Genomic DNA, 13,137 nt, shown 5'->3' on the forward strand with positions numbered 1-13,137 from the left:
GTTTTAGGCTGGAATACTGCCATTGATTCATTTCGTGGATATTTAACAAAGTGTTCGGATTAAACTTGCAATCTCTCCAATTCTTTCTCGTTCATTTTGTTTAATGATTGTTTCCAATCGTTTGTTGTTTTGCTTCAAGCGATACATTTTACGATAACTATTTCCAAGTGATCTTGCGGCAAATGGTGAACCAATTGCAAATAATGCAGTAATGATAATTCCGTAAACACCATATGACTTGAAATTTACCATTATATTTCCTGCGATACAAAGAATACTGAAGATTAAATAAATAATCGTATACTTGTAAAATTGTTTATTCTTAAACGGTAGCGAGCCAATTTCCCAAGCAGTAAAAATAAATAATGTTCCTAAGCTATATTTATATACTAAATAAGTGGTGATAATTAATTGACCAACTATCTGTATCGGTAATAGACGATTGATCTCATATCCGTCTCGATATAATTTGAGAAAAATTATTAATAGTAAAAACAAAATCCAGTCGACACCATTACTTCCAAATAATGGTTGACTGGATAGAGCAATTAAGGCGAATGTCCAAAAGTACGGCATGATACCAAATCTTTTGGGGAAAAGAATATGATTCTCTAAGAATTTCATTCTATGTTGAGCTCCTTGTATTTTTGATACGTAGTTATGAGTATGGCTGCTATTCCAATTGTTGCTAGCCAAAGAATGATTCCTATAACGTATTGATTATTTATGATTTTACCATGAAGAATTGATTGATCTATGTTGGAAAGCTCAAAAGTTGGCATTAATTTACCAATTGATTGCAGCCATTTTGGCATCATAGTTATTGGCCACCATAATCCACTGATCATTGCTAGTGGGAAAACAATAAGATTGTTTAACATATTAACGGTGGCAGGATTATTGGCAAGTGAAATCAATATTCCGATAAATATTAGCGGAACAGTACCGACAATGGTTGTTAATATTATTAGAGACCAAGTTGCAATTGACAATGTTAAGTTATTTACGAGAATCCCGACTAAACAGATACCGATTGATGAAATTAAATTTAATAATAAGAAAATCAGAATTCGTGACAAATAGTATTGCCATCTTGGTAGGGGAGTTAATTGTGATAAAATATCAAAATGACTAGTTTTGTCTTCGAGTAATGTATTAGCTACGGTGATGATTGAGCCTAATAAGCAACTATAAATTATCATGCTGATCAAATAGTTCATTTGCCAAGTTTTCAGATCTGCTTGAGGGATGCCGGTAACTAATATTTTTGAGTAAAGTAGATAAAATACAATGGGTAACATCATATCGAATAGGAAGAAGCGCTTGTTTCGGAGAATAATCCTTTTGAAATTAATATTGATCTGATAAATAAAACTATTCATAGTTGGCATCTCCTTTACTGAAATTAACAAATAATGAATCTAATGAGTTTTGTTGAACTTTTAAGTTACTGATAGCATTGAGATATGGAGTCATTTGTCTCACTAATGATTCGGCATTTTTTGTTGTAAATTGGTAGTGATTACCAACGTTTTTGAAGTCAGTGATATCAGGAATGGATTTGAATAGGTCTGGCAAGAGTGCACTGTCAAATTCAACCAGACTCTCTCCCTCTAGGGTACGAAGTTCAGCAATTGACCCATCAAATTCAATCGATTTATTTTGAAGAATCATGATTCTGTCTGCGATTGCTTCTAGTTCTTCTAGGTAGTGGCTTGTAACGAAAATGGTTTTGTGCTGAGATTTCAAGGTAGAAATAGTTTGCCAAAACTTTGTGCGGCTTTGACTGTCCATACCAGAAGTAGGTTCGTCTAGAAAAAGTAAGTCAGGATTACCAGCAATTGATAGCGCAAATGAAAGGTGCCTTTTTTGCCCACCGGATAATTCATTCATTTTTGAACTTTCCAAATCTTTTAAATGTGCTAATTCAATTAAATCTTCATATGGAAGTGGATTCTTATAATAGCTTTGAGTTAACCTCAATATTTCTTTGACGGTAATACGCGTGATGGAAATATTTGATTGCATCATTACGCCAATGTGTTCTTTAAAGTGCTTTGTATTATCTAGAATATTAATGGTTCCTGAATTGGATGAAATTAAATTCAACATAATATTTATTAGTGTTGTTTTTCCGGCACCATTTTCTCCAATCAAGGCAATTATTTGATTATGATCGACCTCGAAATTTAAATCTTTCAAGATTTCTTTTTTTCTATAACTTTTATTAAGGTGTTCAACTTTGATGATTGTATTCATGATTGATTGTCTCCTTTACTTGATAATTAAAGTTTAACTTCTTAGAATGTCAGTAAATAGTAAGCAATGTCATGAATAACTATGACATTTGTCATGTTAATACGACAAAAAGAGGGTCCAATCAAGTGATTGGACCCTCGAACAATATTTAATTATGCTTCTGGTTTGTAATCTTTATCAATAATCAAAATTGGTTTGATAGTCTTACCACTGACAGAGTCAGCATCGGCTTCATTGATTTGATCAAAGTCATAGAACTTTTCAGTAAGGTCAAATGGAAATACACCCATCTTATAGAATTCAATTAGGCGAGGGATGTCAACTTGAGGAATTGAATCACCCATGTTTACACCAACGACTTTTTTATCGTCGACACATAGATCATTCCATGTACTAATGTCGATATTGTGTGGTGTAACAGCGATTGTAGCAGTTGTACCACCTTGTGTTAAAGCAGCAATTGAATCTGTCATAACTTTGGCAACACCAGTTGTATCAACGGCCCAGTCGACACCTAGACCATTTGTGATTTTCTTGATTGCTTCAACAGCATCTTCATCAGCACTGTTTACGATATCAGTAGCGCCCAACTTCTTAGCGAGTTCAAGACGTGATGGAACGATATCAACAGCGATAACGTGTGTGCATCCAGAAATCTTACCAGCCATCATAGCAGCAAGACCAACGGCACCTGTACCAAAGACGGCGATTGTGTCACCAGGTCTTGGTTTCAAGGTATTGAAGACTGTACCACTACCAGTTACATATCCGCAGCCTAGAGGTCCAAGTTTTCTCAAATCTAAGTCTTTAGAAACCTTAACGGCATTTCTCTTATTAATTACAGTATGTGTTGTGAATGATGATTGGTTGAACATATCACTAATATGTTTGCCATTTTCTGTGAAGTGATCACTACCATCAGGGCGTGTACCACTCAAGTTTGAAGCAGCATATTTACGACATTGTGTTGGAATACCTTTGAGACAATTATCACATTCTCCACATGAGTAGAATGACATGATGATATGATCACCAACTTCAAAGTTGTGAACGTTCTTACCAACTTTTTCAACGATACCTGATCCCTCATGTCCCAAAATAGCAGGTAGGTCGAAGCCAGCATCACCCTTACGTAGTGCTTCATCAGAGTGACAAATACCTGATGCTACAACTTTTACTTGTAGTCCATCGTCTTGCATGTCAGCAAGTTCAATGTCATCTTTGATTACAAATGGATCGTTTACTTTATCAACAACAGCAGCTTTAATCTTCATAAATTAAAATCTTCTTTCTGTATTTAATATAATTTGGAAACGCTTTCCACAAAGAAAATTATTTCACAATCGAAATTGAAATTCAATCTTGAATTTGAAAAAAGTTGTGACTTTTTCAATAAAAGTATATACATTCATTAATTGTGTGTAAGCGTAAGTCATGCTATATAAGGGCTGGGGCAACTTATGACCGCTAGAAAAATATATATAAAAACTTTTGATAAACATGTTACAATATTTCGACAAGAATAATTATGTAACTCTGACTATAACTGTTAAAATAGTAATAGTAAAAAATGAGTATATTAAGAAGAGTATGGTGAAATTATGGAATTGAAAGATTTGTATGGTCAAGTTGTAGCCGGAACGGTTACGGATTTGAATAAAGACGAAGCCTTCGTACAAATTGAAGGTTATACATTTGCATTGGATTTGAGTGAATTGGGGGATGTACCTGAACTTGGTGACGAGCTGACAGGATTCGTATATGAGAACCAAGCTCATAAGAACAGAATGACTGTTAACTTGCCAACTGTTTCTCAAGGTGTTTGGGGCTATGCAGAAGTAACTGACTCAAGATCTGATTTAGGTGTGTTTATTGACGTTGGATTGAAGGATAAGGATATTGTTGTTTCACTAGATGACCTGCCTTTGGAGCATTCAGAATGGCCTAAGAAGGGTGACCGTGTTATGGTCAAGCTAGATGTTGATCATAAAGGTCGTCTTTGGGGCAAACTTGCTGATTTGAATTTGTATATGCAATTGGTACGTAGTGCTAATGATTCAATGAAGAACAAAGATGAAGAATCAACTGTTATTGCTATCAGAGAAACCGGAACATTTGTTATCACTGAAGATTACTATCTAGGATTCATTCATGTTAATGAACAATCAGGACCAATGCACATTGGCCAACATGTTAAGGCTCGTGCTATTGGATCAAGTCACAGACGTTTGAACTTGTCCATGAAACCACGTGCTTATGAGGAAATAACTCCAGATGCACAGATGATCATTGCGGTTTTGGAGCATTCACAGGATGGCAAAATGCCATATACAGACAAAAGTGATCCTGATGATATTAAAGAATACTTTGGTATCAGCAAGGGTAGTTTTAAACGTGCATTAGGTAACTTAATGAAACAGAGAAAAATTGAGCAAAAAGATGGTTTTACATATCTTAAGTAGAGGTGGAACTATTTGAATGAAAAGCTGACAGTTCATAATCAGGCTATGAATGATACGATTTCTGATTATGGTCGTTATTTGAGGCTTGATAGAGGACTCTCGAAAAATACAATTACTTCGTATCAACAGGATTTACTGGAATTCAGTTATTATTTAGAAAATAACCAAAAGGATACATATCCTGAGGATCACTTTGTGATTACGAATTTCTTTGCGGATCAAGATAAGCAAGGGAAGTCTAAAACCACTCAAATGCGGATGTTCTCTTCTTTGAGACGCTTCTATCAATGGCTGGAGTTGATCAACAAGATTAACGTTAATCCAATGAATGAACTTGATGCACCTAAGAAGGGACAACATTTGCCTGTAGTTTTGTCGATGCAAGAGGTGGATTCGTTGATAGAATCACCTGATATTTCAACACCACTTGGTATTAGAGACAGAGCTATTTTTGAGACAATGTACGCTACCGGACTACGTGTCAGTGAATTGGTTAATCTGTCGATGAATGACCTTCATTTGGATCTGGGGTTGATCAAGACCTTAGGTAAAGGTGATAAGGAGCGGTTATTACCGATTGGAGATACTGCTATTAAGTGGATTCAGAAGTACTTTGCTGAAACCAGAAATCAATTAGTTGAGAGATATGGCGAACAAAAGGAAGTCTTTTTGAATTTTAGAGGCAATAAATTAACTCGCCAGTCAATTTGGCGAATGATCAAGAAGTATATTGCTCAAGTTGGTATAAAAAAAGACGTTACACCACATACATTGAGGCATTCGTTTGCCACCAATTTGTTGGAAAACGGTGCTGATTTGCGTGTTGTACAGGAACTTTTGGGTCATTCAGATATTTCAACAACTCAGATTTATACTCATATTAATAAAACAAGGATGAAACAAGTGTATGAAAACTCGCATCCTCGTGCATAGGAGATAAATATAAAAGTATGCTCAATAAATATAGTGATGAAAACAAAAAGATTGCGATGGGATTCTTGTCATATATCCCTGATTTGAAAGATATGTCTAATTTGGATCAAGAACTCAACTTGTACAAGGAAGATGAAAATCGACAATTGTATCTGTGGAAGAGCAATATTGAAGATTATTCTGGAATTGTTGCACTCTCCTTTTCTGAACATACAGTGTTTATTGAATATATCTCCTTAAGTCCTTCCTATCGCTCACAAAGCAATATTTTTAAGATTTTTGATGATATTCAAAGAAAGTTTTCTGACTATACAGTTTTAGGAAACTTCAATCTGGGAGAATTACTTAAGGCGTGGCGTGAAAGTAGGGCGAAGGAAGAACGTGAGTCGTCTGCAAAAGCGGATAATGACACATCAAAAGAATAAATAATGGAAAAATTAAATTTAGTTTTAACAGATTTTGAAGGTCCAATTGATTTATTATTGCATCTTATTAAAGAATCTAAGATCGATATTTATGATATTCCGATTGCACAAATCACACAGCAATATATTGACTATCTTAATAGTATGAAAGTCTTGGAATTGGATATTGCTGGAGATTATTTGGTAATGGCATCCACATTGATGTCTATTAAAAGCAAAATGTTGTTGCCTCAAGCTCCTGATGAGATAGATGATGATTTTGAGGCTGAAGATCCACGTGATGAATTGGTTTCACAATTATTGACGTATCAAACTTTTAAGCATGTATCTGAATATTTTGGTGAAAAAGAACAGATTCGTAAACTTTCGTTCGATAAAGATATGAGTGTTCCAGCGGTTCAATTGGAACAGTTTTTGAAACCAGATTCAATTGCACTGGACGATTTAGCAACGACATATACCGAAATATTACGTCAACAAAGAAATAGACAGCCTCAAACTGAAATAATTCAAAATGAGGCTCTGTCTATTGAAGATGCTACCGAGAATATCTTGAATAAACTATCTAGTATCAAACGAACGACGTTTAAGTCACTTTTGAAGTTACAAAACGATATTGAAGAGGTTGTTACTGATTTCATGGCTATTCTAGAAATGGTCAGTAAGCAACAGATAACCGCCACTCAAGATGGTTTTAACGGTGAATTAATAATTGAATTGAGGAATTAATAGTGTATCAAGCAAAAATTATGGCGTTGCTCTTTGTAGCTGGAGATCAAGGTATTAAAGAACATGATTTAGCCGAGTTATTAGAAATAGATACTGCAGCATTAAGACAAAATATTGAACAACTTGAGATTAAATTGGCTAGTGATGCTGATTCAGGAATTAGATTAGCCAATTTTAATTCAAGATATAAGTTGATAACCAAATCAGAATATAGTGATTTGTTAACGAAGTACTTCAAATCAGGACTTGGCACTAAGCTTAGTCAGGCAGCTTTGGAAGTTTTATCGATTGTTGCATACAGACAACCAATTACTAGAATTGAAATAGATGAAATTCGTGGTGTGCAGAGTTCTGGTAGTATCAACACACTTCTTGCTAGAAGCTTGATCAAAGAAAATGGGAAGAAAAATGTCCCTGGACATCCTAATCTGTATGTTGTCACAGATGATTTCTTTGATTATTTTGGGATCAAGAGCTTGAAAGAATTGCCTGCGATAGAGAATTTTGAGAATGATGAAAATGAAAATTTAGGAGATTTTGATGGAGAAAGTTAGATTACAAAAATTTATGGCTGATGCCGGTGTTGCTTCACGTAGAAAGTCAGAACAACTGATTGCTGAAGGACACGTTGTTGTTAATGGCAAGACGGTAAGAGAGATGGGTATTAAAGTAGACCATCACGATAAGATTGAAGTTGACGGAATGCCACTTCATAGTGAAAAGAAACGTTATATTTTGTTGTATAAGCCGCGTGGCGTTATTTCAGCGGTTAAAGATGACAAGGGTAGAAAAGTGGTCACAGATCTGTTGGAAGACGATGTTGAGGAACGTGTCTACCCAATTGGAAGATTGGATTATGATACTTCCGGCCTATTATTGTTGACTAATGATGGGGAATTCGCTAACCAATTGATGCATCCAAGATATCATGTCGATAAGACCTATGTTGCCAAGGTTCAAGGATTTCTTAGTATTGAAGAAATCCAGAAGCTTGAACATGGAATGAAGTTAAAGGATTATAAAACTTCACCTGCAAAGGTTCACATAATGTCAAAGGATACTAAGAAGAATACTTCGTTAGTTAAAATTGTTATTCATGAAGGACATAACCATCAAGTTAAGAATATGTTCGCTGCAGTTGGACATCCAGTTGAAAAACTAGCTCGTGAGAAGTATGGCTTCTTGACATTGGACGGTTTAGTTTCTGGTAAATATAGAAATTTGACAAGACTTGAAGTAGCACAGTTGAAAGAAAGACGTTAGTCTGATATATTTAAAGTGAAAAATTTAATAAGTTGGTTTTCAGGGCAGGGTGAAATTCCCGACCGGCGGTATAGTCCGCGACCCAGCGTTGCTGGTTGACTTGGTTAGATTCCAAGACCGGAATCTTGACCTTAAACCTGCTTTATACTCAAATAAATACAAAAACACCCGAATGCTTTTAATTAAGCATTAAAGTGCTTCATAATTGTTAGACAAGAAATCTGCGATAATCCCTTTATGGTTGTCAAATGAAATAATATAATTTCATTTGACTTTCATGGAGGGATTTTTCTATGCCCAGATCTAAATTCAATCTTCTAGAAAAGCTCAATATAATTGAGAGATTTAATAGTTCAAGTAATTCAGGTAGATCATTTGCCAAGAAAAATGGTATATCTCCAAGGACTTTAAGACGGTGGCTCATGCTCTTTGAGCGCGACGGAGTCGACGGTCTAAAGGAAAAGCGTAAAAATAATATTTATCCTAAAGAACTAAAACTAAGAGTCATCCATGATTTTCTAGATGGAAAAGATACAATAGATGGTTTAACACGAAAATACAATCTTAGAAGTAATAGTCAAGTTCATGATTGGATATTCAAGTATAATAATGGAAAAACATTGACTGAACATAACTCGTCAGGAAAGCGTAATTCCACTATGACAAGAAAGACAACTTTTGAGGAACGTATTGAAATCGTTGAATATATAGTTAAATATAACCATTCTTATGCGAAAGCCGCCAAAATTTTTTCTGTATCGTATCAACAGGCACGTTCATGGGTTCTGAAATCTAAAAACGGTGGGTATGAGGCTTTGCTTGATGGCCGAGGCTATCGCAAAGCCAAAGAAAGTTTAACTGAATTAGATAAAGCTAATTTGCGAATCAAACAATTAGAATCAGAACTTAAGGACCAAAAAATAATCGAGGAATTCTCAAAAAAACTATGGGAAATTCAGCACAGGGGGTGAAACAACAACGTAGACTGGCTTACCGGGCAATAAAGGAAGTTAGTCAAAATAATCACGGTGCTATAACACTTCTACTAGGCATTGTCGGCGTTAGCCGACAGGCCTATAACAAGTATTGGAAACGTGAAGAAACTCCTAAGGAAACTAAGGATAAGTTACTGAAGAAACGCATAATGTATTGGTATGAATTGAATACTAAAACTATTGGTGCTGGAGTCATACTGACTAATTTAAATATGGATACGAAGATTACATTATCGAGAATTTTATGTAAAGAATCCTAATCAAGTATGGTTATCAGATTCCACAGAACTTTCTTATGGAATAAACGGTGAACATAAGGTACGTCTAAGAGGTGTATTGGACCTTTATGGACGATGCCTACTCTCTAGTCATTTAAGTCCAACTGGAACTACCGAGGCAGAGAAAACTGTATTTGAAAAGGCTTTTGAAATAGCTGGAGATGTCCATCCACTGGTCCATACGGACCGTGGATCAGCATACACATCTAAATCATTTAATAATTTTCTAAATGGCCATAAAGTAACCAGAAGTATGTCAAGACCGGGAACACCATACGACAACGCTCCAATGGAGCGTTGGTGGAGTGAATTTAAACTTCGTTGGATGAATCGTCATCCTGTACCTAAAACATACGAAGAACTTGTTAGACTAGTTGAAAGCGGAATTAATTATTTTAATTACACTAGCAGGTCAGATACGAGAAATGGCCATACCCCGGCGGAATTCCGGAATATGGCCATCTAAAAGATTATTCAATTTTATATTATTTCAAATGATAACTTGACAGGTACTAGCGCACGTGATTACAGTCGTGAAAAGGTTGTTACTGGTCTTGGTTCGGATTACAATAATATTAAATTAACGGATAGCCAGAAATATACTAATTTGAAGATTAAAAGTGGTGACTGGGGAACGAAGATAAATGAGGATAAACAATTGCCTCATATGGAATCTTCTCATGCCCCAGGTAAAAGAGCTACTTATTTGATAGTGAAGATCCACAAAAGTTATTAGATGACTATTCTGGTAAAGGTAAACTTGAGTTTACTAAGCATAGCGAATATAGTAATAAAGAAATGGTCGAGACTGATCATATTATTGGAATAGACTATAGCAGTGGTGAGGAAACTAACTGGATAAAGATTCATCATTCTAAGTCGAGAACACATATAGTCCCATTAAGACATGAATAGGAGGGAAATTATGAGTATAATTGACTATTTTGGTAAGGATGTAGTAGTAAAAACTGATGATGGTCAGGTTTTTATTGGACATGTTACTTCAATAGAGACTATTGCAGATTCGGATGATGGTGTTGCAAGTATTGATGTTGATGGTACAAAACAATTTCCTAATGATTCTGTTAATTTAAGAGATGATGAAATTATAGATATTAAAGAGCAAACGTCTAATTAAATTGATTAGGCGTTTTTATTTGTCCTGAGCATGACAAAAAAAGGCTTATTTTTTATGCAATCAATTAAGCAATGTCGTTACATCGTTAAAAAACGTAAAGGAGATTTAGCATGAAAAGAGATTTCTTAAAAGACTTAGGTTTAGCAGATGATTCAATCGATAAGATCATGTCAGAGTATGGCAGGGATATTCAGGGGGTTAACTCCAAGCTCGCAAGTGCAGAAGAGCAGCGAGACAGTTTTAAGTCTCAAATAGATGACCGTGATAGTCAAATCAAAGAGTTAGGCAGCAAAGTTGGTAATAGTGATGGGATGAAGGAACAAATTGAAAGTCTCAAATCTACTATCAGCGATAACGATAAAAAGGCTGCTAGTGATTTGCTTCAGGTCAGACAAGATAATGCGGTTCAAAACTATCTTAAGGATGCCGGTGTTAGGGATGCTAAGGCAGTTATGCCATTCATCGATACTGATACAGTTAAATTTGACGCTGATAAATCTGAATTGACTGGATTACAGGAACAAGTTGATAACATCAAGGCTGATCATGATTACTTATTTCAACCCGATGATAAGAGTCAAAATAAACCAGCCATCAATGCAATCTCTGGCGGTAATCCTTCAGGAGCACCTGCACCTGATGATGAATTTGCTAAAGCACTGGGTCTACACAATATTAAGGAGGACTAAATAAATGGCTACATTTAACTACGCCGAGCAATACGGCGACCAACTAGATCAAAAGATTACTGAAGGACTTGTTACAGCTACCCTAGGCGTACCACAAGTAAATTGGTAACATTCAAGTTACGCAATATCAGCATTTCGGGATTGAAGAATCACACACGTACTAAAGGATATAATGAAGGTTCTGTTACAGATGATAAAGACACATACACAATGGGTCAAGATCGTGATATTGAATTCTTCATCGATAGACAAGATGTGGATGAAACACATCAAGAATTAGCAATGGCTAATATTTCCACCTCATTCATTACTGAACACGTTCAACCAGAATTGGATTCTTACAGATTTTCAAAGATGGTTAAAAATACCGCATTAATGGAACGCTTTCAACAGATACTTTTGAGATCACAATACTTGATTAGGAACACGTCATATTTTGCTAATACATATTTTTGAAATATGAACGGTCCAACCAATACGTCATCACTAAGTCTGGTTAAGCATAATTTTTATAAAAATACGTCATCAAATATGTTACTTCTAAGAAATAGCGATACAAAAGAAGTTACCCTTTCTCCTGATGCCATTGATGTTATATCCGGGGCTACATATACTGTTCAGTTTGATGGTTTCAACAATTCTAATTTAGTGGATGCAGATTTATGGTTCATAGGACATGATTACGGGAATAAAACAAATACTAATTTTCTTATTGCTGAAAAATTTAAGTTAAGTAGTTTAAAATGTGATCATGTATCATATACATTTAAGATTCCGAATAATGTCGATGCTGGTAATTTAAGATTTGATAATAATGGATCTATTACTCAAGGGTTTGACGCCGATTTATATTTAACAAATATAAAGATGGCTCAAGAAAATAAGCCCGGTCCATATTCAAAATCACTATTAGACTTTACATTGGGTACAGATACTTCTAAATGGCAGAAGCAAGAAATCTTTAAGAGTGGTTCTTGGTCCTATGCAACTTGTCCTAATGGAACAGACTTCGGAAACTTTTTGAAATCAGATACTGTTCCAGTAGGCTTTTCTATAATTAGAGATGAGAATTCGGGGCATATAGCTGACTGGAACATAATTAAAGAATCTAGTCAGTTTATTTATGGAATGACTAGCAAATCAATTGCATCAGGGGTTGATTATGTTCAAGTGTACAATGGGACATTTTCAGGCTATCAATCGACTGGCAATGATATAAAAGTAACTGGTGCAGTAGTAAATGGAACAGATTCTCCAATCGTGAATAAGAAGCTTCAAATCAAGTTACCATCACCAGAGTCACTATCAAGAATGGTCCATCAACAGGAATCGCAGGATGGAACAATAAAGGTCATATAATTGCAGGTTCCAATTCAGTACTTGTAAATGGCAGTTCGTGGAAGTCATTGACCGTTAAGAATATTAATGGGTTAGCCATGTATAGAATTACTACCGATGAGTACATTCCCAAGAGGTACACTGATTAAGCAAATATCGTTACAATTAATGGTGCTGGTGGAATCAGCTCGGTTAATCATGCCGGTGAAAAGGATATCGGTACTGAAACAAAATTTAAGGATTTATCTCGATGGAAGACAAGTGACAGGTTATATCACATTGCTGGGCGTGATTATTTCAAGGTCGCAACCGATGAGTATATAGATGCTTTCTATACAATTGGCGGTGGAAACAAGTAACTTAATAGGAAGGTATTTTTAAAACTGCACATTTTTTGCACACTTTCTATAAATCATCATTATTTATGATTGAATTATGAAGCTATTTTGCTGAACTGGTATACCATATGTTTTTGTTCTGACGGGTCCATGATATTAAGTTGCCATTCGAAATGCGTCAAATATTAAACAATATTGAGCTAGCAAAAAGCAAATTAAGTATTTTAGTATTTCATATTCTGATGGCTGTAAAGATTGATAAATAGGTATTTACAAATACTCTTGGTAAG

The 13,137-nt window shown here is 35.3% G+C and carries 17 protein-coding genes and 2 pseudogenes; 15 read left to right on the plus strand and 4 right to left on the minus strand.

The window, feature by feature from the left end:
* Positions 1-42: 42 nt before the first annotated feature.
* The 4 genes from EKM66_RS08850 to EKM66_RS08865 all read right to left on the minus strand — a co-directional run bounded on the left by EKM66_RS08850 (position 43) and on the right by EKM66_RS08865 (position 3,533).
* On the minus strand, positions 43-624 hold the full coding sequence (locus EKM66_RS08850) for a hypothetical protein (protein ID WP_125763739.1): 582 nt from the start codon (positions 622-624) through the stop codon (positions 43-45).
* Positions 621-1,382 carry an ABC transporter permease gene (locus tag EKM66_RS08855; RefSeq protein ID WP_164505101.1) on the minus strand — a complete coding sequence of 254 codons (762 nt, stop codon included), beginning with the start codon at positions 1,380-1,382 and terminating at the stop codon, positions 621-623. The genes EKM66_RS08850 and EKM66_RS08855 overlap by 4 nt, the downstream gene beginning before the upstream one ends.
* Positions 1,375-2,259, minus strand: coding sequence for an ABC transporter ATP-binding protein (locus EKM66_RS08860; RefSeq protein WP_125763744.1), 885 nt, complete (start codon positions 2,257-2,259; stop codon positions 1,375-1,377). Before EKM66_RS08860 ends, EKM66_RS08855 begins: the two co-directional genes overlap by 8 nt.
* A gap of 152 nt (positions 2,260-2,411) precedes the next feature.
* On the minus strand, positions 2,412-3,533 hold the full coding sequence (locus EKM66_RS08865; protein WP_125763746.1) for an NAD(P)-dependent alcohol dehydrogenase: 1,122 nt from the start codon (positions 3,531-3,533) through the stop codon (positions 2,412-2,414).
* Between the two features lie 327 nt (positions 3,534-3,860).
* Here EKM66_RS08865 and EKM66_RS08870 point away from each other — a divergent pair, with 327 nt between their 5' ends.
* The 15 genes and pseudogenes from EKM66_RS08870 to EKM66_RS08930 all read left to right on the plus strand — a co-directional run bounded on the left by EKM66_RS08870 (position 3,861) and on the right by EKM66_RS08930 (position 12,530).
* Positions 3,861-4,721, plus strand: coding sequence for a CvfB family protein (locus EKM66_RS08870; protein WP_125763748.1), 861 nt, complete (start codon positions 3,861-3,863; stop codon positions 4,719-4,721).
* A 45-nt stretch (positions 4,722-4,766) separates the two neighbouring features.
* Positions 4,767-5,654, plus strand: coding sequence for a site-specific tyrosine recombinase XerD (gene xerD / locus EKM66_RS08875; protein WP_125763838.1), 888 nt, complete (start codon positions 4,767-4,769; stop codon positions 5,652-5,654).
* A gap of 17 nt (positions 5,655-5,671) precedes the next feature.
* Positions 5,672-6,079 (plus strand): RibT protein, encoded by a 408-nt coding sequence (locus EKM66_RS08880; protein ID WP_125763750.1) that lies wholly within the window; start codon positions 5,672-5,674, stop codon positions 6,077-6,079.
* Between the two features lie 3 nt (positions 6,080-6,082).
* Entirely contained in the window at positions 6,083-6,808 is a 726-nt protein-coding gene (locus tag EKM66_RS08885) for a segregation and condensation protein A (protein ID WP_125763752.1), read from the plus strand.
* Between the two features lie 20 nt (positions 6,809-6,828).
* Entirely contained in the window at positions 6,829-7,362 is a 534-nt protein-coding gene (scpB, locus tag EKM66_RS08890) for an SMC-Scp complex subunit ScpB (RefSeq protein WP_125763840.1), read from the plus strand.
* Positions 7,349-8,071, plus strand: coding sequence for a pseudouridine synthase (locus EKM66_RS08895; protein ID WP_125763754.1), 723 nt, complete (start codon positions 7,349-7,351; stop codon positions 8,069-8,071). The genes scpB and EKM66_RS08895 overlap by 14 nt, the downstream gene beginning before the upstream one ends.
* Before the next feature lie 293 nt (positions 8,072-8,364).
* Positions 8,365-9,042 carry a helix-turn-helix domain-containing protein gene (locus EKM66_RS08900; protein WP_125763756.1) on the plus strand — a complete coding sequence of 226 codons (678 nt, stop codon included), beginning with the start codon at positions 8,365-8,367 and terminating at the stop codon, positions 9,040-9,042.
* Complete coding sequence (locus EKM66_RS12745; RefSeq protein WP_225426582.1) at positions 9,039-9,326, plus strand: hypothetical protein; 288 nt, start codon at positions 9,039-9,041, stop codon at positions 9,324-9,326. The genes EKM66_RS08900 and EKM66_RS12745 overlap by 4 nt, the downstream gene beginning before the upstream one ends.
* A 40-nt stretch (positions 9,327-9,366) precedes the next feature.
* Positions 9,367-9,810 (plus strand): DDE-type integrase/transposase/recombinase, encoded by a 444-nt coding sequence (locus EKM66_RS08905; protein ID WP_263854133.1) that lies wholly within the window; start codon positions 9,367-9,369, stop codon positions 9,808-9,810.
* Between the two features lie 36 nt (positions 9,811-9,846).
* Positions 9,847-10,080 carry a hypothetical protein gene (locus EKM66_RS12750; protein WP_225426583.1) on the plus strand — a complete coding sequence of 78 codons (234 nt, stop codon included), beginning with the start codon at positions 9,847-9,849 and terminating at the stop codon, positions 10,078-10,080.
* 17 nt (positions 10,081-10,097) lie between these two features.
* A pseudogene (locus EKM66_RS08910) lies at positions 10,098-10,259 on the plus strand (polymorphic toxin type 50 domain-containing protein); the annotation flags it as partial.
* Positions 10,260-10,269: 10 nt separating this feature from the next.
* The gene (locus tag EKM66_RS08915) at positions 10,270-10,482 is read left to right on the plus strand and encodes a hypothetical protein (protein ID WP_125763758.1); all 213 of its coding nucleotides are present in this window, start codon (positions 10,270-10,272) and stop codon (positions 10,480-10,482) included.
* Between the two features lie 110 nt (positions 10,483-10,592).
* On the plus strand, positions 10,593-11,171 hold the full coding sequence (locus tag EKM66_RS08920; RefSeq protein WP_125763760.1) for a phage scaffolding protein: 579 nt from the start codon (positions 10,593-10,595) through the stop codon (positions 11,169-11,171).
* Positions 11,172-11,175: 4 nt separating this feature from the next.
* Positions 11,176-11,528 (plus strand): annotated as a pseudogene (locus EKM66_RS08925) (hypothetical protein); the annotation flags it as partial.
* 174 nt (positions 11,529-11,702) lie between these two features.
* On the plus strand, positions 11,703-12,530 hold the full coding sequence (locus EKM66_RS08930; protein WP_125763764.1) for a hypothetical protein: 828 nt from the start codon (positions 11,703-11,705) through the stop codon (positions 12,528-12,530).
* Positions 12,531-13,137 lie beyond the last annotated feature (607 nt).

It is taken from the genome of Companilactobacillus hulinensis, assembly GCF_003946555.1.
GTDB lineage: Bacteria > Bacillota > Bacilli > Lactobacillales > Lactobacillaceae > Companilactobacillus > Companilactobacillus hulinensis.